We start from the raw sequence: 23,304 nt of genomic DNA, 5'->3' as shown, positions 1-23,304 counted from the left end.
CCTGGGAAAAATGCACAAATCAAATCAGCAAATGAAAAAACTGCTTTACCTGTCCCTATGCCTCTTTGCGGCATGTAAAGGGCCTACACCACCTAAAACCGATTATACAAAATTTGTAAAGCCAAACATTGGCACCGCCCACAGCCGCTACTTCTTCTACACACCTGCTGCTGTCCCTTTCGGTATGGCCAAACTCGCACCGTCTACAAACGGCAGCTATGGCAACAAAGACGGCTGGGAAGCCGTAGGTTATGACGAGCGTCATACTTCTATCGAAGGCTTTCCCAACTTCCACGAATTCCAGGTTGGCGGCATCGTATTCGCTCCTACCACCGGCAAACTACAAACCACGCCCGGAAAAATGGAAGATCCTGAAAGCGGCTACCGCTCCCGCTTTGACCACAAAGATGAAATGGCTACTGCCGGTTACTACAGCGTCCTGCTCAAAGACTACAACATCAAAGCCGAACTTACTGCTACCGCCAGGGTCGGCTTTCACCGCTATACCTTCCCGCAGTCCGATTCCTCCCACATTATCTTTGACATAGGTCACCGCATGGGTGAAAGTGGCCCTGTAGTAGATGCCGGAGTGAAACTTGTAGACGGCACTCACATCGAGGGCTATGTCATCACCAAACCTGAATATGTAAAGAAATACCAGGCCGAAGCTACCGTGCCTATGTACTTTTCCGCCGTGCTGGATAAGGCACCTACTGCTTATGGTACCTTCATCGACAGTATCGCTACACCCAATGCAAAAGAAGTGAAAGGCAAAGGTGCCGGCATCTACCTCACCTATAAAACCACGGCTAACGAGCAGGTAAATATCAAAGTAGGTCTTTCCTATACCTCCGTGGAAAACGCAAGACTGAACCTGCAAACCGAAGCCAAAGACCTTACTTTCGACCAGGCAAAAAACAATGCCCTCGACGAATGGAATGAGAAACTGGGCCGCATTGCAGTAGAAGGTGGCCAGGAAACTGACCGCGTGAAATTCTACACGGGCCTCTTTCATGCCTTATTAGGCCGTGGCCTCGCCAGCGATGTAAACGGTGCCTATCCCAAGAATGATGGTACTGTGGGCAAATCAGATCATGCCTTTTACAATACCGATGCCATATGGGGTGGTTACTGGAACCTCACACCGGTATGGGCCATCGCTTACCCTGAATACTACGCTGACTTCATCAAAGGTCAGTTACTCATCTACAAAGAAACCGGCTGGCTGGCGGATGGTCTCGCCGCAGGAAAATATGTATCCGGTGTAGGTACCAACTTTACGGGTCTCGTGATCGCTGCGGCTTACAACATCGGGATCCGGGATTTCGATGTAAGGCTCGCCTACGAAGCTGCTTTGAAAAACGAAATCGGCTATATCAACAGAGCGCCCGGTGCAGGTAAAATGGATGTAGGTGCCTTTGTAAAAAGAGGCTTTTGTCCATACATCAACAATGATGACCAGGCCACAAGAGAGTTGACTACCGAAGGTTCTCAGTTCGGTACCTCCCATACACTTGAATATTGCTTCAGCAGCTATGCGGTAGCACAGTTTGCAAAGGCCCTCGGCAAGACGCAGGACTACGAACAGTTAATGAAGCTCTCCCAGGGATGGAAACTGCTGTATGATTCAAGTACTAAGTTTATTCGTCCACGTGACCTCAAAGGCGACTTCATTCAAAACTTCGATCCTGCTGCTCCATGGGTAGGTTTCCAGGAAGGAAACGCATGGCAGTACACCTTCTTTGTGCCCCATGAGCCGGAACAACTGGTGAGCCTGATCGGCAAAGATGTGTTTAACCGCCGTCTTGACAGCATCTTCACCATTTCACAGGAAAACATCTTTGGGGGTGGTAAAGAGATTGATGCTTTTGCCGGATTAAAAGGCTTATATAACCAGGGTAACCAGCCGAATCTCCACATCTCCTGGTTATTTAATTTCTCTGGCAGACCTGATCTGACTCAGAAATGGGTACGTGCTATCTGTAATGATTTCTATGGTACGGATGGTATTCATGGCTATGGTTATGGCCAGGATGAAGACCAGGGCCAGATGGGAGCGTGGTATGTGCTGGCAGGCATAGGTCTGTTTGATGTAAAAGGACTGACTGCACCTAATGCGTCTTTCCAGCTGGCTAGTCCGCTCTTTGATAAGATTACTATTAATGGAGGGAAGAAAGCTTTTGTGATTACAGCTGAAAACAACAGTAAGGAGAATATGTATATACAGGAAGCAAGTCTGAATGGGAAACAAACGGATAGGGTCCCTTATCAGGATATTGTGAATGGAGGTACGCTACATTTGAAAATGGGAGCACAACCTCAGCGGCAATAGTGAATATATAGTAGGTGATTTTAAAGAATTCACCTATAAAAATTAAAAGTTCGTAAGAATGAGAAAGCCTTTGGAACAATCGTCCAAAGGCTTTCTCATTCTTGTCCTGGCACTGAAAGCTACTATAAACCCGGGTAAGCGCCCTATGTCAAATGGATCAGGAAACCATTTTAGCATTTCATCATAATGAAAGATCTTTTCAATCCCGTGATTGATGAACAGCATTCCACCTATTCCAATTCTGAATGCTAGCAGCCTCAAATCCACTTGTAATGGTAAATTTTTCAATTTAATATGGTTTAAGTTAGTGGCCAACCATTCCAATGTCCAACCGAAAAATTTTTCCCGCATCATTTATTTCAAAGTGGAATCGGGCAATAAAGTCTCCATACTTTTTTGTATGAAATTGGCCAGTGACTGTCCTGCCGTGATCTTCAATTTTGTCAATGGTGAGGAAATATTCATCTCCAATTGCATTGTTACTGAAATCTTCCAAATCCCTTGGATGACCATCATCTGTTAAACTTGCATCATCAGCAAACATAGACTTCCATCGTGTTCTATCTGCTTCCTGCCATGCCTGGAGTGCTTTACGTGCTACAGGATCGCTTATGCGTTCATAATTAATCATCGATTTTCTTTCATTTTGATGTGAATGATTTTGTCCGCATGCCTGCAAACTTAAACCGACGCAAAAGGCGAACACAAAAAGGAGCAGGCAGTTTTGATGAAGAAAACGTTTGTTTTTCATAATAAAAAAAGATAAGCAAAACGTCCGGGAATGAGGCATCCCGGACTGTTTGAATTTTAAAAACCGGAGCCGCCATTAGCTTTGATATGGTCTCCATTGATATAGGCTGCTTCATCAGAAGCCAGGAAAGCGACTACTTTCCCGATATCCTGTACACTTCCAAGGCGGCCAAACGGCGAACTATCACGAACCAGCTGCTTAAACTCTTCGGAAATGTTGGTGATCACTCCTGCCTGATCGATCACGCCCGGCATGACAGAATTGACAGTAATCTGACGGTGTCCTAATTCCTTACTTAAGATGTCGACGAACTTTTTCCCCGCACTTTTGCTGGATGCATAGACTGCAGCACCTGTCTCGGCATTCAAACTTTGAGTGGAAGAAATCAGGATGATCCGGCCACCATCTGTAATATGTTTTGCAGCCTGTTGCATTACAAAGAAGGTACCTTTCACATTCAGGTTATAAATTTTATCAAAATCTTTTTCGGTATAGTTCGTAAATGGTGTATCCACCATCTCTACACCTGCATTTGCTATCACAATATCAAGATGTCCGAACTTAGCTAATGCCTGCTGATATAATTCCTCAATGGAGGAAGGTCTCGACACATCTGCTTTGATCAGTTGATATTTAATTCCATATCCATCCATGACTTGCGCTGTTTCCTGGGCTGCCGTTTCATCCGAGCTATAATTTAGAATAAGCTGTAAACCCTCAGACGCTAATTTTTCAGCAATGCCCCGGCCTATACCTTTAGTGGCACCAGTAATTAATGCGACCTTTCCTTTTAGTTCCGGATACATATTATAATTCTTTAGACGATTATTTTGATTGTGCTGGCCACGCGCCTGTTTGCAATAGCATGCTAAGCCAGTCCTCCAGGTGCCAGGTTTTTTCCAGTTTACCATCTTTAAAATGGTGAAATTCATGTATGGCAATAGTGAGTTTTTGATTGCTCGCAGGTATTCCCATAAATTCGTTACTGTGTGTAAAGACCATTTCCGCCCTTACACCCGCACGTTCATGACTGCCAAAAATTTCGTGTACATTCACAGTTACGTCAGGAAATGCCTGAGTAAAACCTTTCACTAAATCCTTAAATCCTTCCGGCCCTGCTTGTTGGCCTGTAGCTAGTGGAATGTCTTGCCAGTCCGGCGCTAAAATTTGATTGACTACACTATAATCACGGTTGCTAAATACACCATAAAATGCTTTTAAAGTGTCAATTTCCTGTTGCGTTAAGGCTTTCACCAAGCCTTGCGCAGTTTGATCTGTATTCATAAAAATATGTTTCGTTTAAATTTATGTAGACTCGTATCTTACCTGAGAAAGGGAGTTCAGAAGAAATCAAAGTCCAATTAGAAGTGTTGAGGAGATCTTAATGCAAATGAAGATGGTTTACTGTATTTCAACGGCTATCTTGCCAACTGCTCTTCCGGATTCCATCATAGTTTGTGCCTCAGGCAATTGATCAAAGGAAAACACTTTTGTAATTTGGGGCGTTACCTTGCCTGCTTTGATCAGTGTACTGATTTCATTGAGTATTGGAGCCGATGAGTTGACAAATACTCCGAAACCTTTTATACCGGTTTCCTCCAATTTTGATGAAAGGGCATCAGCAAAATGAGGCTGCAAATAAATTAATTTTCCACCCCTCTTAATAACCGAGATCGAGCGTATAATGTGTTCGACAGAATTGATGGTATCTATCACTACATCTAAATCGTTTACCTTTTCCTCAAACGAACCAGCGGTATAATCTAAAAATTCATCTACGCCCAAACTACGCACAAATGCTTCGTTCTTAGCAGAGGCAGTACCAATAACATATGCGCCACGCACTTTTGCAAATTGAACGGCAAAATGACCTACACCTCCGGAGGCTGCGTGAATCAGTACTTTTTCACCTTTCCGGATATTCGCTAAAGTAACTACTGCCTGCCATGCAGTCAAGGCAGCCATCGGCGTGGCCCCGGCAGCGGTAAAATCCAGGTTTTCCGGCTTAAGTGCAATCTGGTCAATATTTGCTATGACATAGTTGGAATAGGTACTTCCAAGCCCGGGCATATTCAATAAACCATATACTTCATCCCCGGTATTAAAAGCAGTTACACCGTCCCCGGTTTGTTCAATAGTACCAGCTACATCCCATCCTGGAATTACGCGATCTGGAAGGTGACCACCCGTAATCATACCTAACATATCTTTTGAAGCACGTACCTGCACGTCAATTGGATTTATACCAATAGCCCTGGTTTTAATCAGGACTTCGCCTGCTTTGGGTACTGGTGTACCTATCGTGGTTTTCTTTAAATTTTCCACTCCTCCGTTTTGTTCTAAAATATAAGCTTCCATTTGAAGTTTAGTTTAATATTTAAAACAAAATTAGGAACTGGGAGAGGGGTGAGCAAGGCTGATTCAAACCAAAAATAGTCTTATTCAAACTATTTTATTTTTTCTGGAAGGGGACCAGGAATGACCCGGTTTTGTAGATAAAAATACAGGCAATAACTTTACATTTACAGGCTATGAACGGAACTGGTTTGGGGTGGAGGTATTTTCTCTTTTGAAAAATTTAATAAAATTTGAAGTATCCTCAAAACCAAGGCACCAGCCAATTTCAGAGATATTCCAGTTCGTATGTTTCAATAAGGCCCTTGCTTCTGAAGTAAAACGATCAGCAATCAATTTCGTAGTCGTTTTTCCGGTTACAACCTTTAAAACCCTATTCAGGTGATTAACATGAACATTGAGTTTTTCGGCAAATTCAGCAGCAGTTTTTAACTTCACTTGCTGTGCAGTTGATTCAATAGGAAACTGCCTTTCTAACAATTCATTAAATAAAGAAGCAATGCGGACGCTTGCATTAGATCCGACTTCTTTAATTGTTAATGCTGGCCTCAATTTAAGCCCCTTATGAATAAGTTCAAACACCTGGGTCCGTAATGCGTCATACTTATAAGCGTAGTCTGAGGCAATTTCCGTGAACATTTTATTAAAAATTTCCATTACCTGCGTAGCCTCTTCATCGTTGAGGTCCAATATGGGGATTCCCCCGGGTTGGTATAGCGGATAGTCTGTAATATTGCCGTACCCTCTTATGTAATCTTCCGTAAACACACAAAAAGCACCAACGGGTTGCGTATTTGCCGGGGTCCAGTTATAAGGAATTTGAGGATTGGCAAACATCAACATATTTGTCTCTACACTATATGTATGATCAGCATACTCCACTGTATGAGGGCCTCTGATCAACGCAATTTTATAGTAATCCTTTCGGCTGTAAGGCATAGGATATGCAGGCTTTGGGCCTGCATAGTCTTCCATTGTAAATACATTAAAGTGACCCGTTTTGCGAAAAATTTCACTGGGGAGAATCCCCATTTTTTCGCGATAAAACACTTCTAATGATTCCATATTTTTCATATTATTTAAGCTATCTGGCTTGATACAAAATTAAGCCATAGCGCCGTTAACACCAATGATTTGCCCGGAAATCCACTTAGCGTCATCGCTGGCTAAGGTAACAATAACACTTGCAATATCATCAGGTTGTCCCAACCTGCCAAACGCATTGCTGCCTGCCAGGCGTTCAATATCCTCCTGCGTCTTGCCATTCAGGAATAGTTCTGTTTCGGTAGGCCCGGGCGATACTGCGTTCACATTAATACCCCGGCCGCCTACTTCTTTTGCAAAAATCCGGGTCAGCTGTTCAACCGCGCCCTTAGAGGCACAGTACGGACCATAACCAGGGAACATGGTGCGGGTTACCGTAGAGGATAAATTAATCACACTCCCTTTGTCCGCCAGTTTGCCAGCTGCCTGATGCAGCGTGTTGAATACACCTTTCACGTTAATGCTGATTAACTGATCGAACTCATCACCTGATACCTGTCCAATTGGTTTGGTCAGCATTATTCCGGCGTTATTTACCAAAATGTCAATTTTACCCAGGGCGGCAATGGAGTCGTCGAACAGTCGTTTTACGTCCGCTTCTTTACTAACATCTGCCTGCACCGCGATAGCATAGCCACCTGCGTTTCTGATATCCGCCACTACTTGTTCTGCGGCTTTGTGGCTTCCGTTGTAATTAACAATCACCTTTGCCCCATTTTGAGCCAACTTAAATGCAGTAACAGCACCAATACCCTTTGAAGCACCGGTAACCAGTGCAACTTTTCCATTTAATATTTGCATAAAATATATTTATTATATACAAAATTAGGAAATAGGGACTGGGGTAAATGGTTCAAATCAAACAGTTTTAAGTAGGAATCAAACAATATCGGGATTTAAATTTCGAATTATAAATTTATACAAATCAATGAGCCATGTTTTAATAGCAGGAAACACATCCTGGTAAATGAATTGGGTATGACTCCAATCGTTATTATTTCAAAATAAAGTCTGGAATCACATATAAGGGGTGTTTATCTCCAAGGGGGCATCAGCTCCTGTTCAAATAAATCCTGTTTGTACTTTTTAAAACTTATCCTACCTGCCTAGAAATCTCCTATTCTCAAACCCTGAGGGTCATATCATGCCATACCTCCCCGCCATGTACTGATTTGGAAATACCCCTATCCTCAAACCCAAACTTTGTATAATACCCCACCAAATACTCCTTACATGTCAGCGTGACACCCTCTCTTCCATCCGCTCTCGACTTCTCAATCAAATGATGTATAAGCTTCCCTGCATAGCCCTGCTTTCTGAACTCAGGTGCCACCGCCAATCCAAATACACTCTGCCACCTCCCATTATCATCATGCAAACTTGCACTCGCAAACATCTCGTCAATAATCGTTTCATTGTTAGTTACCATCCCATTGATAAAACCCACCAACTGTCCCCCAGATTCCAGGACCCAAAAATGATCCGGGAACGCCTGTAAGCGTTGAATAAAGGACGTACGGCTCGCAGCTTCATTAGGAGGGAAGCACACATTTTCAAGGGCAGTAATAGCATCTAAATCGGTAAGCGTAGCAATTCTGAGTTTCATAGTTTACAATCAATCCAACTTAAAAGATAATTCAAACTTCCATTAGGGCAATAAATATGCAATAATATCCTCCGGTTCAGGCCAAAAATTGTCCACCTTCCAGGCCTGTCATAATTGGAAAATAACAAAATCTTTTCAAAGGTAGCATATGTTCGTACATAATTCATTGTTTGCCACTATCTTTACCCTATGAAATGGCTTGTCTGTCTGTTCTCACTTTACATCCTGCTGCTCTCAGGTATCCCCTGTGATGCCGATGATGATTGCTGTAGCAACCCGATGGAACAGCGCGACCATAAACCCGTTTCGCCCTGCTCGCCCTTCTTCGCCTGTGGTGCCATCCATGCCGTAGAAGTTCCTGAGGCGTACACTGTTAAACCGACACCTATCCGCCCTGTAGTAAATCACCATGCTGCGTATATTTCACCTCAGTTAAGCGATTTCTTCCCCTCCATCTGGCAGCCCCCCAAACAGGTTTAAGCAACCCACATTACCTCATTTGCTTAAACTTAATTTACAACATGAAATTAGTATTGACTTCAATACTGCTCTTTGCAGTCAGCATCTGCATGGGACAGTGTACTATTATTATATCCGTTAAGGATGCAGTTGCTAAGACAGCATTGTCTGGTGCCACCCTTTCACTTCCTGCTTTACAGAAAAGTAGTATTACCAACGAGGAGGGGATCGCACAATTCACCAATATACCTGGCGGCCGGCAACAATTGAAAGTGGCGTTTATGGGTTATGAAACGGCCACAATTGTCGTATCCATGAGCAATAAACCAGGTCCAATTCACCTGGGTACTGATACCCTTGCTAATAACACCGGCAGTGATAAATCGGGTACTCAATCCGGTAAGGACACCCTGTCCCCTTATACTGGCGGTAATAAATCCGCCATTCAATCCGGTAAGGATCCGCTTGTCCTATACACTGGCAGTGATAAATCTGCCCTTCAACCCGGTAAGGATACCCTGTATCCTCGCAGTGACGCATTACCCAATCACCCTGTCAACGACACCCTCTTTATCCTCCTGCAACCGCAGCACGAAGAACTGGAAGAAGTTGTCATCACCACCACCCGTTCCACCCGTACCATCCAAAACATTCCCACCCGCGTAGAATTCATCGGTGGGGAAGAACTGGAAGAGAAAGGCAACATGAAACCCGGCGATATCAGGATGATGCTCAACGAAAGCACCGGTATTCAAACCCAACAAGTCTCCGCGACCTCTGCCAATTCCAGCATCCGCATCCAGGGACTGGATGGTCGCTATACCCAACTACTCAAAGATGGTTTCCCCCTCTACGCCGGTTTCTCCGGTGGCCTTGGCCTGCTCCAGACACCACCCCTCGATCTCAAACAGGTTGAAGTGATCAAAGGTGCCTCCTCTACTTTATACGGTGGCGGGGCCATTGCCGGCTTAGTCAACCTGATTTCAAAAGCCCCTGAAGAAGAAAGGGAACTCCGCTTCCTCATAAACGGTACCTCCGCCGGCGGCCTCGATCTCAGTGCTTTCTATGCACAAAAGTTTGATAAGACAGGCCTCACCCTCTTCGCCTCCCGCAATAGCAGCAGACCTTACGACCCATCCAATACCGGCTTTACAGCCATTCCTAAAACCGAACGTTATATATTCAACCCAAAACTTTTCGTCTACTTCAATCCAAAGACGAAGATGATGTTCGGCGTAAACACCACCTTCGAAGATCGTACCGGTGGGGATATCGCTTACATCAAGGGCCGTGGGGATGGCTACTTCGAAAGGAATAAAAGCAGCCGTTTCTCCACCCAGTTTTCCCTTGAACATGGTGGCTTAACGATCAAAAACTCCGTCAATAATTTTAACAGGAATATCACCATTCCTGATTACGAATTTGATGGTAAACAATGGTCTACCTACTCCGAAATCAGCTATCATTATAAAGACTGGGTAGCAGGTATCAATTACTACACCGACCAGTTCGTTGAAGAGCCAAAAGCTAACACACTTAAAAGAAACTACACACAAAAAACAGCCGGTGCCTTTGTACAAAATATCTGGAAGACTACGGACTGGCTGCAGGTAGAAGCGGGCCTTCGCGGTGATTATGTAGCAGATTATGGTTTTGCATTTCTGCCGCGTGTTTCGGGCTTGTTTAAGTTTTCTGATCACTTTAGCTCCCGTCTCGGTGGAGGCTTAGGTTACAAGACACCTACTATTTTCACAGAGGAGACAGAACGGATCCAGTTCCGCAACATCCGGCCTATCCAGGCAGATAGCAACAAACTGGAAAGGTCTTATGGTGCCAACATTGACTTCAACTACAAAACTTTATTTTTTGATCGGCTCAGTTTTAGTATCAACCAGTTGTTCTTTTACACCCGTATCAATGATCCGCTCTTATTGGAAAATACCTCGCTGGTCAATATCAGGGGCTATCTGGATACTAAAGGCTGGGAGATAAATGTGAAACTGGGTTATCAGGATTTCAAGCTTTTCATTGGTTATACATTTACAGATGCATTCTTACACGAAGGCGGCATGAAAAGAGAAAATCCCCTCACGGCCAGGCATCGTCTTAATAATGTGCTCATGTACGAAGTGGAAGATAAATGGAAGGTCGGGTTGGAAGCGTATTATTACAGCAGGCAGGCATTGAATGATGGCACTACCGGTAAGGCTTACTGGACTTGTGGTTTTATGGCTGAAAAACTCTGGGAACGATTTTCGCTTTTTGTCAACTTTGAGAACTTTACTGATACACGGCAGACGAAGTTTGATAGTATTTATACGGGTACATTTAAAAATCCTGTGTTCAGGGATATTTATGCCCCCCTGGATGGATTTGTGGTAAATGGCGGCCTGAAAATCAAATTGTAATTTAAGTCGGATAAGGTTCTTTTGAAGATTGTAACATTTTTGCAATGGATGAATGATATTCACGCCGAAGACCTGTCTATAGAAATGAAGTAGTACGGCTACGTCCACGAATTGCCTGATGGCATGGTGTGCTTAAAAAAAGGTCAGAACATTTAAATAGGATCATTTCCAATGAATCAATAAAATAAAGAGTTTGGCTTAAAAGGATGACGGGTTTCTTTCAACAGGACATCACAAACCTGTTTACAGAAACCATTTGCCACCCTTTTGAGCCAAATTCTTTTAACTTCTTTTTCCTACAACTCCTCCACCTCGCGAATTACCTTCTAACTCTCTTTCATACAAATCTTCCACGTCCTAAACCCTCCTGACATATTCCACACTCTACCAAACCCCTGCTGCAATAAAATCCTTTGCGCCAGATACCCTCTCAACCCCGCCTCGCAATAAATATAAATATCCTTATTCGCCGGTATCTCGCCCAACCTGCCTCTCAACTCATCCAGGGGTATATTCACCGCCCCCTTCACATGCCCCATCTCATACTCATCCGGTGTCCGTACATCAATCAAAGCATCTTCATAAAAATCCACATTCTCCAGGTCATCCCAATAAATCACCTGCAATCGCTTCAACAGGATATTCTCTGCCACCATCCCCGCAATATTGATCGGATCCTTTGCAGAAGAAAACGGCGGTGCATACGCCTGCTCAAACTCAATCAGGTCATAAATCGTCTTACCCTGCTGAATCAGCGAAGAAAATATATCCAGTCGCTTATCCACCCCATCATATCCCGCAATCTGCGCGCCCAGTAATCTTCCCTCATTGGGCGTAAACGCAATCTGTATCGTCATTTGCTTGGAGCCAGGATAATAACCCGCATGAGATACCCCATGTGTCGTTGAGACAATATGCTCTATCTCCGCAGCTTTCAGGTGTTTAGATGCAATTCCCGCCGTACCCACTGTCATATCAAACACCTTCAGGATAGCCGTATTTATAGACCCATTGTATTTCTGCGTATTCCCATATACCAGGTTATGCGCCAGGATGCGTCCCTGTTTATTCGCCGGTCCTGCCAATGTAGTAACACCTGCAAGCCCGGTCAATGGATGATTGAACTCAATCACATCACCCACCGCATAAATATTCGGATCGGAAGTCTGCAGGTATTCATTCACAATAATCCCATTCCCTGTATCCAAGCCTGCTGCTGTCGCCAATTGCAGATCGGGCTTCACACCAATAGAAAGAATTACCATATCCGTCTCAATCACATCCCTGTTATCCAATACCACCTCATTTTTATTGAAAGCCGTAACAGCTGTGTTCAGGTGCAAAGTGATCCCTTTTTTACGGATATGCTGCTGAATAATGGCTGCTATCGGAAAATCAACCGGGGCTAAGATCTGCGGTCCTCTTTCCACGATCTCCACTTCAATCCCTAGTCCATGAATATTTTCCGCCATCTCCAGACCAATAAAACCTGCCCCTACAATCACGGCCTTCCTGGTCTTTGCCTTTGCAATATGGTTTTTAATTTTGTCCGTGTCTACCACATTCCTGAGTGTAAACACATCATCACTATCAATCCCTGGCAGCGGCGGACGAATAGGTTCCGCGCCCACAGCAATGACAAGTTTATCGTAAGTTTCCTCGTAAGTATTGCCCGAAGGCTGGTGAAAGACAGTCAAGGTTTGTTTCGCAGGATCAATAGCAGTCACCAGAGAATTGATCCTGACATCGATATTAAAACGTTTTGAAAAAGAAGCGGCTGTTTGCACAAAGAGTTTGTTCCTGTCCTTAATCACATCTCCGATGTAATAAGGAAGGCCGCAGTTCGCATAGGAAATATAATTACCTCTTTCAAAAATGATAATTTCAGCATGCTCATCTAATCTTCTTAAGCGGGCGGCAGTTGATGCGCCTCCTGCTACTGCGCCAATAATCAGATACTTCATAAATTAAAATGGTGGTTTTTAATTATATAGTTTTCATCTGGAGACAAAACTATCATCCGGCGAAGATGCTGAAAGTAACTTTTGTTACATATAGCTATAATCCTGTTTTCGGATGACTTTTATCATTATTATCTGATAACAATTACTGAACGAAATCAGGGGGCCTGATAAGTTTGCTGCAAAAAAAGAATGATACATGTTTTGAGGGGGTCCTGGTTATGGTATGTGGTGCCTTATCAGGATTGGTTGTGCCGGCAGCGTTGTTGTTCGGAAATAAACATCGGGCATTCCGGCTGGTTTAATCTCCCTCATGGATGTGCAGCCTGTTTTCCGGCAGGGAGTCTCTTTTGCCGGTATGAGTGGAAGAAGGAGTGCTGGAAACAGCTCTTTGTAGCGGGGATTTTAATCGGGGTGACCATGGCAGCAGGGAGGGACCCTGTCTTGTTGGCGGAATTATTTTCTCCCTTTTCGAAGAGTTTAATATTAAACCATTAATAGAAAAACTGTCGTATTCGCCCCCAGGAAGTTCCATTAAGGACAGGGTTAGGGTGGCCTGGTCTTCCGGTTTAGATTGAGGAATTACAGGTGAGTGTCCGGGAAGTATCTATGCCCGGATTAGGGTGGCCTGATCTTCTGGTTTAGATTGGGGAATTACAGGTGCGTTTCCGGGAAGGATCTATGCCTGGATAAAGGTGGCCTTATTTCCCGGTTTACGTTTGGGAATTACAGGTGCGTTTCCGGAAGGATCTATGCCTGGATAAGGGTGGCCTGATTTTCCTGTTTACGTTTGGGAATTACAGGCGTGTCCGGGATGGATCTATGCCCGGATTAGGGTGGCCTTATTTCCCGGTTTACGTTTGGGAATTACAGGTGCGTTTCCGGGACTGATCTATGCCTGGATTAGGGTGGCCTGATTTTCCTGTTTACGTTGGGGAATTACAGGTGCGTGTCCGGGAAGGATCTATGCCCGTATTAGGGTGGCCTGATCTTTCGGTTTAGATTGGGAAATTACAGGTGCGTTTCCGGGAAGGATCTATGCCCGGATCGGCTCGGGGGAATGTATTATCTTGGTTGTATTGGCAAGTGGGCAAGTGGACTTTTGGGTACCATTGAATAATGGTTATTCCAGTGATCACCCTCCTAAACCGCCATGGGCTTAAATACAACCGTAAGTAGCGGCAATACAACCAATAGTTGTGCGCCATTTACCACCAGTTGTTTTTCTCCCCGCTATCTTCGCCATATCCAAAAACAACAACCTTATGATTGGTGACAAAATTGCCCAGGCCCGCAGGCACATGAACATGACGCAGGCACAATTAGCGAAACAATTATTTATCACCCCACAGGCAGTTGGGAAATGGGAACGCGATGAATCCATCCCGGATATTTCAACCATGAACCGGCTCGCGGAGATCTTAGCGGTTGACCTTAATTATTTCTCCGAACAGGATCTACGGCACCAGGACGATCTTTCAGAAAAGAAAAGTATTCTGAAAAATCAGGATAATCCTCCTGCGTTTTCATCCAAAGAGCAGGTAAAAGCCAAACCCAGCTGGGACATGTCCCTCGGCAACTGGGTAGATGCCGACTTCTCCGGCATCAAGAACCTCCATGAGAAATTCAGCACCTCCAATATGCTCCGCTCAAAATTCATCTGCGCTGAACTGGCAGGCATCCACATGAAAGGCAATAGTATTGACAAATGTGACCTGAGAGGCGCTACCTTTGATGACGGACAGCTGGAAAAATGCTACATCACCAATGACAACTTTAATGATTGCAGTCTGAAAGGGACAGCGTTGATCGGCTGCTATATCAAAGACTGCGATTTTTCAGGAGCAGATTTCACAGGTACTGTTTTTTCCGCCTCTTACCTGGAAAAACTTCCAATAAGTGGCGCAATATTCAGCGGTACTTCCTTCAAAGGAACAGACCTTGTGGATATTACATTCGAAGGCCTGGTAGAAGATTGTGTATTTGACAATGGTAGTTTCACAAAAGTAAGCTTTCAAAATGTTACCTTGCTCAATACGTTTTTCAAATCCAAAAGTCTACGGAAGATCAAATTTGTAAATTGTAAAGCGGATAAATTGACTTATGAGTTTTTGAAAAATGGCCAGGTGGATGTAAGTGGAATTACATTCATTAATGAAGAATAAAGCCGGGGGAACAGTTCCCCGGCTTCCTTTATTGATAGTACTACCTTATTAAAAACACCCGCATCATCCAAAAAACTCTTTTTGCTTCAACAACGCCTCATTCAGCGACCGCTGAATATACCCAATACCCTCAATCGCTTCCGGTGTAGCCGCCTTTGAAAAATCCATTTCCTCCACACGCTCACAAATCCACCAAAGATTCCCCAGTGGATCTAACACCCTGCACACTTTCTCCCCAAACCATAACTGCGTGATCTTCGTCACCGGTGTAGCACCTAATGCTATTGCCTGCTCAAAAGTACTTTCCACGTCCTCCACATACAGATTCAATAAAGCAGGCGTAGGTCCCCATCCTTTCCGCGAATCAAAAAGCATGACCATTGCAGTGCCGATTTTTACCACCGCATGAATAATAATCCCCTCATCATTAGTGATCCTGCTGCCAGGAATTTCTACTGCATTAAATGCTCCTTCCAGGAATTTGATCTGCGCTGCAGTATTCGCCGAGACAATCCAGGGCGTGACGGATGTGTACCCTTCGGGCACGGTATTCATTTTCATATGTATGCTGGTTTAAAGGTTTTCTCTGAATTCGCTGGGAGACTGACCTGTCTTGTTTTTAAAGACCTTACAGAAAGATTGCATGTGCTCAAAGCCCAACTGAAAAGCCACTTCACTTACAGAATAAGTTGTGGTACCAAGCAAATGTTTAGCTTTCTCAATCATCCTGGCTTGTATATGCTGCCTGGCATTCATACCCGTCAGCTCTTTCAGTTTGTCACTCAGGTAATGAGGGGAGAGGCGCAGCTGTGCGGCTAATAATTGTACAGTCAGCAATTGTTTTGCGTGCGCCTGCTGATCAAGTATATTTTCTACCTGCCGGAGTAAATCTGTAGGATCTCTGCGGGCAGGATTCATTTGCTGTTTATACACACGGTATAGCCTGGCCAGTAATAATTCTAGCTGGGCAATCAAAACCGTGCGGGATAAGGGATCATTGGATTCACACTCTATAGCAATATCCGCTACCAGTGCCCTGATTTTTTTATCTTCTTCCTCACTGAGATGTAAACCCTGGTAAACATCATAAGAGAAGAAATTATAAGCTTTGATCGTATCTCTAAGCGTAGTATGTGAGAGCAGTAAATCACTATGAAAAGCAACACCCCAGCCGGCGGAGAAATAATGTTTATGCATAGATATTACCTGTCCCGGTCCCTGAAAGGTAAGTGTGCCGGTCTGGAAATCAAATGCGCGTTGTCCATACCGGACTACGCCAGATACATCTTCTTTGAACCAGATAGAGTAGAAATTAATCAGCAGACGTTTTGCTTCAATATGGTCCTGCGACAGGTTCCCTTTCAGGTCGATGACCGTGATCAAAGGGTTCTTTGGCGGAGGCAGAAAAAACAGTTTATGTAATTCTGATATTGAATCTACATTGTATGGTTGCTGGTCCATGTGCATCGGCTTGTTGATGCAAAGATGCGATATGTAAGCCGTATTTATTTAGCCAAAGTGCGGTAACTTGTATCCATAGTCCCTATTTGAAATTTTGGAGCCGGGAAGTGAAGAAACTTATCTTCATAGTCCCTATTTGAAATCTGAACCTGAGAATTGCAGTAACTTATCTCTACATTCCCTATTTAAATTCCTGCACCCAGGAATTGCAGAAACTTATCTCCCTATTCCCTATTTAAAATCTCTTGAATCCGGGATCACCGTCATATTCCTTAACAACTTTGAAAAGTTATAACACTTCTTCACAATCACATGCACCACCTGATCCTCTCTTTGCAAAACCCCTTCCACCATCAACAGCTTCGACTGCACTATATCATTTTTAAACTGCGTGAAAATATTATTAAACACCACCAGATTGCTACATCCCGTTTCATCTTCAATCGTAATAAAACAAACACCGGATGCAGTACCTGGGCGCTGCCTGACCAATACCAGCCCAGCTACTTTTACAAATGTCCCATTGACAGCATTGTTCACCTCTTCTGTAGTTAAAATGTGTAGAGCTGACAATTGCTCTCTTACAAAACTCACGGGATGTGCTTTGAGTGACAAGGCTGTGGTAGCATAATCCTGAACCACATGTTCCGGCATACTCATCAGGGGTAATTCAATCTGTGTTTCAAAAGTGGTTTCAGAGGGCTGACCTGCAAATAAAGCAATAGGATGATCGTGTAATGCAGATACTTCCCAAAGAGCCTTTCTCCTGTCTAACCCGATAGATCTGAAAGTATCGGCATTGGCCAGTTTTTCTAAAGTACTTAGTGTGATACCGGCATCATAGAGTTGGTTTATGGACTTGTATCCTGTATCCCGCTTATTTACCAGCAGGTTGATCTCATCTTCCCTTAAGCCGTTTACCTGCCTGAAACCGAGTCGCATAGCGCAATAGGCACCTGACTTTTCTTCGAGGGTATTATCCCACATAGAATGATTGATGTCAACGGGTCTGACCTCCACACCATGTTTGCGGGCATCTGCTACAATTTGTGCAGGTTGATAAAATCCCATAGGCATACTGTTCAGGATAGCGCTGGCAAATACATCGGGATAGAAGCATTTTAGCCAGGAAGAGACATACACGAGGAGCGCAAAACTGGCGGCATGAGATTCGGGGAACCCATAGGCACCGAATCCTTCCAGTTGTCTGAATACACGTTGCGCAAATTCCTGTTTATACCCGCGGGATACCATGCCATCGATGAGTTTTTTTTCAAACTGTGTCACTTGCCCCTGGGCTTTGAACGTAGCCATACTACGTCTTAACAGGTCTGCTTCGGCAGGGGTGAAGCCCGCAGCAACAATGGCGATCTTCATGGCCTGTTCCTGGAAGAGTGGTACACCCAGGGTCTTGCCCAGGATCTCCTCAAGTTCTTTGGATGGATATTCTACTTCTTCTTCCTTATTACGTCTTCTTAAATATGGATGCACCATGTCGCCCTGGATAGGCCCCGGGCGTACAATGGCAACTTCGATTACTAAATCATAAAAGGTCCTGGGGCGTAGCCTGGGCAACATAGATTGTTGTGCCCTGCTTTCAATCTGGAACACGCCGATCGTGTCGGCATTACTGATCATTTCATATACCCTGGGATCATCCTGTGGAATGTTTGCCAAAGTCAGGTCCAGCCCATAATGATGCTTTGCCAGCACAAAAGCTTTGCGGATACAGGTTAGCATCCCAAGCGCAAGGATGTCTATTTTCAGAAAGCCTAAGGCATCGATATCATCTTTATTCCACTCGATATTGGTGCGGTCTTCCATGCGGGCATTCAGGATAGGACAGAGGTCGGTCAACTGATCCTGGGTGATGATAAATCCCCCGGTATGCTGGCCAAGTTGTCTGGGGAAACCGATCATCTGGTTCGTGAGTTCCACTACTTTCCTGAGATTGGGATCATTGGGATTGAGACCTTGTTCCACCAATAGTTTCGCGTCAAAACTCTCGGTGTGCCGGTTGATCGCTTTAGATAGTTGTTGTAAGGTATCGACAGAGAGTCCCATGGCTTTGCCTACATCGCGCAGTGCACCACGCAGGTGTTGTTGTGTGACGGTGGCAACGATGGCCGCCCTGTTACGGCCATATTTATTATAGACGTATTGGATCACTTCTTCACGGCGTTCATGTTCGAAATCTACATCAATATCGGGAGGTTCGTTACGTGCAGATGAAATGAAACGTTCGAACAGCAGATCGAATTTAGTAGGGTTTACGGCGGTGATGCCGAGGCAGTAACAAATGGTAGAATTGGCAGCGGAACCTCTGCCCTGGCAAAGGATGCCTTGTGAGCGGGCGAACTTTACAATGTCGTATACGGTGAGAAAATAGGAAGCATAATTCATTTCTTCGATGAAAGTAAGCTCGTGTTTGATGGCGCTGGAGATGGAATCGGGGATGATGTCTCCAAAGTGCTCATGGGCACCTTGCCAGGATAGGTCGCTGAGTTGTTGGAGGGGTGTTTTGTCTTTGACAAGAATTTCTTCGGGGTAGATGTATTCAAGGGTATCCAGGGAAAACTGGCAGGCATTGGCGATCTCGATCGTTCTGTCGATGGCATCGGGGTATTGGCGGAAGAGGCGGATCATTTCTTCCGGTGCTTTCATATAGCGTTCGGCGTTAGCGTGGAGTTTAAAGCCTGCCTGCGTGATGGTACATTTTTCGCGGGCACAGGTTAATACATCCTGGAGCTGGCGACGGGATTTTTCATGATAGTGCACATCGTTGGTGGCGACCATCGGGATATTATAGAGAGTAGAAAGGGTGTGCAAACGGAAGAAACGTTTTTGATCCAGGCCCTGGTAGGTGCGTACGGCGGCGAGGGAAAGGGCATCTTTGAATTCTTCTTTGTATTCTTTAACGGCTTGTTGAAAGGCCGGTTCGAATTCGAATTGATCGTTGAGATCATGCGGGGGGATGATGATAAACTGGATGCCTGTTTTGTGAGCGTAGACATCTTTTTTATAAAGTTCACATTTGCCTTTTTCGGTGCGGAGGTTGCCGGTGGTGAGGAGTTTGGAAAGGCGGCCGTAGGCAGCTTTGTTGGTAGGGAGGGCGAGAAGGGATGGGCCATCCTGCAGATTTAAAGTGGCACCGGGAATGATGCGCATACCTTTGGCTTTGGCGGCAACGTGTGCGCGCACTACGCCGGCGAGGGTGTTATGGTCAGTGATGGCGATGACAGGGTAGCCGTAGCGGGCAGCTTGCTCTACAAGTTCTTCGGGGTGGGAGGCACCGCGAAGGAAGCTGAAATTGCTGGTTATTTGTAGTTCGATGTAGTTCATGTAAGTAAAAATCCTTGAATGAATTATGTGGGCGTACCCATTCTCCTTTACGCAAAAAATCGTGAATGAATTATATGGGCCTATTCATTCCCCCTTACGCAAAAAATCGTGAAATAAATTATACGGCCTATCCATTCCCCCTTACGCAAAAAATCGTGAATAAATTATAGGGCCTATCCATTCCTCCTTACGCAAAAAATCCATGAATAAACCATTGCGATTTATCAACCGCATAATGCCCCAGCCGGAATATCCAATAACGCCTGCCTGCAGTATCTTCAACAATATAATAATCTCTGTGCTCGCCATCATCCACCCACCATTCCCGCTCAATCCGTTCAGGTCCATCCGCTTTTTTGATTTCATGGAGGCGGCCGAGAAAACGAAAAAGCATTGGAGGATAATCCGGGATAGGAGCAGTCACCTCAATAGGTAGTGGTGCAGGAAGCAATTTTTCCGGCCTGGGAGTGCTCACCTGCTGGTGATTCCCCTCCCTCATCACCTTCACCAACGGATTCCCTTCACTCATCATCTTCACGGTCAGATTCCCCTCCCTCATCACCTTCACCAACGGATTTCCTTCACTCATCATCTTCACCGACAAATTCCCCCCCCTCATCACCTGCACCGACAGCTCCGGCCAATAATGTTCCACTACCTGGTATCTCTTCACATTCCCCGCCCCAATCTTACTTTCAATCCTATCCAACAACTTCGTAATATTATTATCTGCCGAACCCTTAGCCGACCAGATCTTCTCCTGTGCCGCCACCACATCTTCCACCAGCGATGCCTGCAAAATAAAAAGATCAATCCCAGGCCCGGGTGCCAGTGAAGGTATCTTCAACTCAAATAATTTCAGTAAATGACTGCTATTATTAGAAGCCCCATTTGTTCCGATAGTCAGCTGCACCACCTGGTCATCGATCCTGTAACACACCAGTGTTGCAGTACGAATACCCTTCCCTTCCTGCTGTAATTTCAGGCACATCACTTCCAATAGTTTTGTCAATGCAATCGTAATTGCCTTTGCAGTTTTAATGGGGTCCAGGCTCGACAATCTTTCTTCATAAACGGGGGCTACCCCAATTGGAATAATGTCCTCTCTTTCTGCCCCGAGCGCTTGTTTCAAACGCAAAATAAAACCCTGTCCAAACCTGCGTTTCAATGCATTCAATGGCAAATGAATGAAGTCTTCAATCCGGTGAAACCCCAGTTGCTGCAATTTCGTAAGGAGCGCATCATCCAGTCTTAAAGCAGCAGGTGGCAATGGACGTAATGCTTTCCTTTCCAATCCGCCTGTAATGATCATGGTATCACTGCTGTACCGGGATACTGCCCATGCTGTACCAATGGTATCGGCCATGGCACCACGTACATCATATCCGTAGGCTTTAAGTTTCAGCAATATTTCTGTCAGGTAATTTTGCTCCCCGCCCCATAGGTGTGCGCAGCCCGAGGCATCGATAAACAGGCCATCGGGTGGGTCGATGGCAACAACAGGAGAGTAGCGGATGCACCATTGGCCAAGTGCGCTGAGTAAATTGAGTTCCTGGTCGGGGGGATAGGCGACGACTGTTAAGTCCGGAAAGAGCGCCCTGGCATCGGCTACCGCCATGCCCTTATAAATACCGGTATTTTCGGCTTTTTTGGAGGTGGCCACTATGAGTTGGCGGCCACGCTGATTAGAGGAAAATACAAGGGGAGAGTCGCCGCAATCAGGATGTTTGCGGACGTACCAGTCTGTGAGGAGGTGGCGGAACCATATGGCAATGTATCTTTTTGCCATGTTTTAGCTGACTTTGTATCGAACCTTTTCCTGCTCAAGTTCTTTTTTTATAGCTCTTTCTTCCAATTCCTCATTATTCATCGAAATCAATTCTATTTTTTCTCCTGCTTGCACCATCTCCTGCACAACAAATCCTTCCCTCATCCATGCTACTTTCCAACACCCCGGCTTCCCATTCCTTACCTTCACCAAATCCACCTTCCACTGTGGAAACCCTACTCCCGGAAATCCGTCCGGGCTCAATCCCGGCAATGGTGATATATGCCACTTTGCAATCCCTGCAATGATATTCTGTGCCTTAAACGACCGAAGCAGCATTCCTGTCACCTTACTCTTCTCCACTGCCAGCTGCAACCTCCGCGATTGCGAAAAAGACACCCTTGAAATCTCTCCCACCACCACCGCAATTCCATCACATTTCAACGCCTCCTCCATCACCCACAAACTCTCCGCATCCGTTGCCGTCTCTATAAATATTATCTTCTCCGGTTCAATATTAAACTTCTTCAATGCGAGGGGAAACAAACTTCGACTGGGACATACCCAGATACAAGGTCGCGCATCCGTCATTAACCTCGACAATACCCCACTGACAAATCCAAAGGTAGCAGCCGTCTCTTCACTACCATCACTCACAAATTCATGGATCGCGCCGGTCGCAAAGATCCCGTTTGGAAATGCCGCTTCCACCGGACCTAATCCCAGTAAATTTTCTTCACTATTTTTTGATTTAAATCCCTGAAGATGCAATATATCCTGCTGCAGGCGTTTGATTACCTCCGCTTTGTTTGTTAGCATAGCCCTGGATTTTTAAATGAATGCTAAAAATATTAGCAATACTACTACATTTTTTAGCTAAAATCATTTTTTTCTTTCTGGAAGCATCTGCTTATATATATTTGCGATAATTTATATATAATAAGAGGGACAATTCTATGAAACAAACCTTTATTCTCAGTGCTTTAGTCGCACTCCTTGCCGCCTGTGGCCAAAACACCCAACATGCAGCTACCAGTAATCCAGACAGTTTATCCGGCAAGACCGCCTATGTGAACCCCGTAGACAACAATACCTATGTCTCCGAAAAAGGATGGAAAGAATACAAGCCTGAAGACGGGGTAAAATGGGATCCCGGAACCGTACAAATGGAGAAGATAGTCTTGCTGACCGACCAGACAATCCTGCCTTCCCTGATCAACATCGACACCCTGGGCGATTACATCAATGGCATCAAAGAAGTGGTGCTTAAGGAACTCGCCCCCGTTAAAGAAAAAGGAGAGGTGATGATCCAGTACACATTGTACGCTGCTAAAAAGCCGCAGATCCGTTTATCTTATAAGGGAAACCTGGAAGAGCAAACCCTGTTCGACCTGAAAGACCTGATCGGGGAAAAAAGTAAAAACCGCCGTACCATAAAAGATTCCTGCTCATTTCAGGTACTGTATAGCGTGAATGAAAGGATCGTGAAAGAATAACTAATGCAATAAGCCAAATAGCGATCCAACAGTACATCATTAGTACACTATAAGTACACTATAAGTACATCTCTATATCGATTCGATATTGAGGTGTACTTATAATGATGTAGTAGTACTCAATAAGTGTAGTTATAGTATAAAGACTGTACTGAA

18 protein-coding genes are annotated in these 23,304 nt (G+C 44.8%); 5 read left to right on the top strand and 13 right to left on the bottom strand.

What is annotated here, in order from left to right; translation table 11 throughout:
- Nucleotides 1-31: 31 nt before the first annotated feature.
- Nucleotides 32-2,332 carry a GH92 family glycosyl hydrolase gene (locus DXN04_RS16570; protein ID WP_116854499.1) on the top strand — a complete coding sequence of 767 codons (2,301 nt, stop codon included), beginning with the start codon at nucleotides 32-34 and terminating at the stop codon, nucleotides 2,330-2,332.
- Between the two features lie 304 nt (nucleotides 2,333-2,636).
- On the opposite strand, the gene DXN04_RS16560 is transcribed toward DXN04_RS16570, so the two are convergent.
- The 7 genes from DXN04_RS16560 to DXN04_RS16530 all read right to left on the bottom strand — a co-directional run bounded on the left by DXN04_RS16560 (nucleotide 2,637) and on the right by DXN04_RS16530 (nucleotide 8,088).
- The gene (locus tag DXN04_RS16560) at nucleotides 2,637-3,083 is read right to left on the bottom strand and encodes a hypothetical protein (protein WP_116854497.1); all 447 of its coding nucleotides are present in this window, start codon (nucleotides 3,081-3,083) and stop codon (nucleotides 2,637-2,639) included.
- 56 nt (nucleotides 3,084-3,139) lie between these two features.
- Entirely contained in the window at nucleotides 3,140-3,889 is a 750-nt protein-coding gene (locus DXN04_RS16555) for an SDR family oxidoreductase (protein WP_158569055.1), read from the bottom strand.
- Nucleotides 3,890-3,908: 19 nt separating this feature from the next.
- Nucleotides 3,909-4,367 (bottom strand): ester cyclase, encoded by a 459-nt coding sequence (locus DXN04_RS16550; protein ID WP_116854495.1) that lies wholly within the window; start codon nucleotides 4,365-4,367, stop codon nucleotides 3,909-3,911.
- Between the two features lie 117 nt (nucleotides 4,368-4,484).
- Entirely contained in the window at nucleotides 4,485-5,441 is a 957-nt protein-coding gene (locus DXN04_RS16545; RefSeq protein WP_116854494.1) for an NADP-dependent oxidoreductase, read from the bottom strand.
- A 171-nt stretch (nucleotides 5,442-5,612) separates the two neighbouring features.
- The gene (locus DXN04_RS16540; RefSeq protein ID WP_233525610.1) at nucleotides 5,613-6,503 is read right to left on the bottom strand and encodes a helix-turn-helix domain-containing protein; all 891 of its coding nucleotides are present in this window, start codon (nucleotides 6,501-6,503) and stop codon (nucleotides 5,613-5,615) included.
- A gap of 39 nt (nucleotides 6,504-6,542) precedes the next feature.
- Entirely contained in the window at nucleotides 6,543-7,283 is a 741-nt protein-coding gene (locus DXN04_RS16535) for an SDR family oxidoreductase (protein ID WP_116854492.1), read from the bottom strand.
- A gap of 322 nt (nucleotides 7,284-7,605) precedes the next feature.
- Complete coding sequence (locus tag DXN04_RS16530) at nucleotides 7,606-8,088, bottom strand: GNAT family N-acetyltransferase (RefSeq protein ID WP_116854491.1); 483 nt, start codon at nucleotides 8,086-8,088, stop codon at nucleotides 7,606-7,608.
- Between the two features lie 189 nt (nucleotides 8,089-8,277).
- Here DXN04_RS16530 and DXN04_RS16525 point away from each other — a divergent pair, with 189 nt between their 5' ends.
- Entirely contained in the window at nucleotides 8,278-8,568 is a 291-nt protein-coding gene (locus DXN04_RS16525; RefSeq protein WP_116854490.1) for a hypothetical protein, read from the top strand.
- Nucleotides 8,569-8,609: 41 nt separating this feature from the next.
- Nucleotides 8,610-10,955 carry a TonB-dependent receptor gene (locus tag DXN04_RS16520; protein WP_116854489.1) on the top strand — a complete coding sequence of 782 codons (2,346 nt, stop codon included), beginning with the start codon at nucleotides 8,610-8,612 and terminating at the stop codon, nucleotides 10,953-10,955.
- Between the two features lie 326 nt (nucleotides 10,956-11,281).
- Here the strand turns inward: DXN04_RS16520 and DXN04_RS16515 are convergent, their stop codons facing one another.
- Nucleotides 11,282-12,919 carry an FAD-dependent oxidoreductase gene (locus DXN04_RS16515; protein ID WP_116854488.1) on the bottom strand — a complete coding sequence of 546 codons (1,638 nt, stop codon included), beginning with the start codon at nucleotides 12,917-12,919 and terminating at the stop codon, nucleotides 11,282-11,284.
- 1,262 nt (nucleotides 12,920-14,181) lie between these two features.
- Between DXN04_RS16515 and DXN04_RS16510 the strand changes: the two genes are divergently transcribed.
- Nucleotides 14,182-15,081, top strand: coding sequence for a pentapeptide repeat-containing protein (locus DXN04_RS16510; protein WP_116854487.1), 900 nt, complete (start codon nucleotides 14,182-14,184; stop codon nucleotides 15,079-15,081).
- A gap of 63 nt (nucleotides 15,082-15,144) precedes the next feature.
- On the opposite strand, the gene DXN04_RS16505 is transcribed toward DXN04_RS16510, so the two are convergent.
- The 5 genes from DXN04_RS16505 to DXN04_RS16485 all read right to left on the bottom strand — a co-directional run bounded on the left by DXN04_RS16505 (nucleotide 15,145) and on the right by DXN04_RS16485 (nucleotide 22,471).
- Nucleotides 15,145-15,642 carry a VOC family protein gene (locus DXN04_RS16505; protein WP_116854486.1) on the bottom strand — a complete coding sequence of 166 codons (498 nt, stop codon included), beginning with the start codon at nucleotides 15,640-15,642 and terminating at the stop codon, nucleotides 15,145-15,147.
- A gap of 12 nt (nucleotides 15,643-15,654) precedes the next feature.
- Nucleotides 15,655-16,542, bottom strand: a complete 888-nt coding sequence (locus tag DXN04_RS16500; protein WP_158569054.1) for a helix-turn-helix domain-containing protein — start codon at nucleotides 16,540-16,542, stop codon at nucleotides 15,655-15,657.
- 231 nt (nucleotides 16,543-16,773) lie between these two features.
- The gene (locus tag DXN04_RS16495; protein WP_116854484.1) at nucleotides 16,774-19,884 is read right to left on the bottom strand and encodes an error-prone DNA polymerase; all 3,111 of its coding nucleotides are present in this window, start codon (nucleotides 19,882-19,884) and stop codon (nucleotides 16,774-16,776) included.
- A gap of 187 nt (nucleotides 19,885-20,071) precedes the next feature.
- Nucleotides 20,072-21,673, bottom strand: a complete 1,602-nt coding sequence (locus tag DXN04_RS16490) for a Y-family DNA polymerase (RefSeq protein WP_116854483.1) — start codon at nucleotides 21,671-21,673, stop codon at nucleotides 20,072-20,074.
- A gap of 3 nt (nucleotides 21,674-21,676) precedes the next feature.
- On the bottom strand, nucleotides 21,677-22,471 hold the full coding sequence (locus DXN04_RS16485; protein ID WP_116854482.1) for an ImuA family protein: 795 nt from the start codon (nucleotides 22,469-22,471) through the stop codon (nucleotides 21,677-21,679).
- A gap of 137 nt (nucleotides 22,472-22,608) precedes the next feature.
- Between DXN04_RS16485 and DXN04_RS16480 the strand changes: the two genes are divergently transcribed.
- Nucleotides 22,609-23,148, top strand: coding sequence for a hypothetical protein (locus DXN04_RS16480; RefSeq protein ID WP_116854481.1), 540 nt, complete (start codon nucleotides 22,609-22,611; stop codon nucleotides 23,146-23,148).
- The last annotated feature ends 156 nt before the right edge of the window (nucleotides 23,149-23,304 follow it).

Origin of the sequence: Chitinophaga silvisoli, assembly GCF_003412465.1 — a bacterium.
Lineage (GTDB): Bacteria > Bacteroidota > Bacteroidia > Chitinophagales > Chitinophagaceae > Chitinophaga > Chitinophaga silvisoli.
This window is presented reverse-complemented; position numbering and strand designations above follow the sequence as displayed.

Bases quoted from the DNA above. Each gene is read 5' to 3' on its own strand.
- DXN04_RS16570 (WP_116854499.1), top strand. From the start codon at position 32: ATGAAAAAACTGCTTTACCTGTCCCTATGCCTCTTTGCGGCATGTAAA.
- DXN04_RS16560 (WP_116854497.1), bottom strand. From the start codon at position 3,083: ATGAAAAACAAACGTTTTCTTCATCAAAACTGCCTGCTCCTTTTTGTG.
- DXN04_RS16555 (WP_158569055.1), bottom strand. From the start codon at position 3,889: ATGTATCCGGAACTAAAAGGAAAGGTCGCATTAATTACTGGTGCCACT.
- DXN04_RS16550 (WP_116854495.1), bottom strand. From the start codon at position 4,367: ATGAATACAGATCAAACTGCGCAAGGCTTGGTGAAAGCCTTAACGCAA.
- DXN04_RS16545 (WP_116854494.1), bottom strand. From the start codon at position 5,441: ATGGAAGCTTATATTTTAGAACAAAACGGAGGAGTGGAAAATTTAAAG.
- DXN04_RS16540 (WP_233525610.1), bottom strand. From the start codon at position 6,503: ATGGAATCATTAGAAGTGTTTTATCGCGAAAAAATGGGGATTCTCCCC.
- DXN04_RS16535 (WP_116854492.1), bottom strand. From the start codon at position 7,283: ATGCAAATATTAAATGGAAAAGTTGCACTGGTTACCGGTGCTTCAAAG.
- DXN04_RS16530 (WP_116854491.1), bottom strand. From the start codon at position 8,088: ATGAAACTCAGAATTGCTACGCTTACCGATTTAGATGCTATTACTGCC.
- DXN04_RS16525 (WP_116854490.1), top strand. From the start codon at position 8,278: ATGAAATGGCTTGTCTGTCTGTTCTCACTTTACATCCTGCTGCTCTCA.
- DXN04_RS16520 (WP_116854489.1), top strand. From the start codon at position 8,610: ATGAAATTAGTATTGACTTCAATACTGCTCTTTGCAGTCAGCATCTGC.
- DXN04_RS16515 (WP_116854488.1), bottom strand. From the start codon at position 12,919: ATGAAGTATCTGATTATTGGCGCAGTAGCAGGAGGCGCATCAACTGCC.
- DXN04_RS16510 (WP_116854487.1), top strand. From the start codon at position 14,182: ATGATTGGTGACAAAATTGCCCAGGCCCGCAGGCACATGAACATGACG.
- DXN04_RS16505 (WP_116854486.1), bottom strand. From the start codon at position 15,642: ATGAAAATGAATACCGTGCCCGAAGGGTACACATCCGTCACGCCCTGG.
- DXN04_RS16500 (WP_158569054.1), bottom strand. From the start codon at position 16,542: ATGGACCAGCAACCATACAATGTAGATTCAATATCAGAATTACATAAA.
- DXN04_RS16495 (WP_116854484.1), bottom strand. From the start codon at position 19,884: ATGAACTACATCGAACTACAAATAACCAGCAATTTCAGCTTCCTTCGC.
- DXN04_RS16490 (WP_116854483.1), bottom strand. From the start codon at position 21,673: ATGGCAAAAAGATACATTGCCATATGGTTCCGCCACCTCCTCACAGAC.
- DXN04_RS16485 (WP_116854482.1), bottom strand. From the start codon at position 22,471: ATGCTAACAAACAAAGCGGAGGTAATCAAACGCCTGCAGCAGGATATA.
- DXN04_RS16480 (WP_116854481.1), top strand. From the start codon at position 22,609: ATGAAACAAACCTTTATTCTCAGTGCTTTAGTCGCACTCCTTGCCGCC.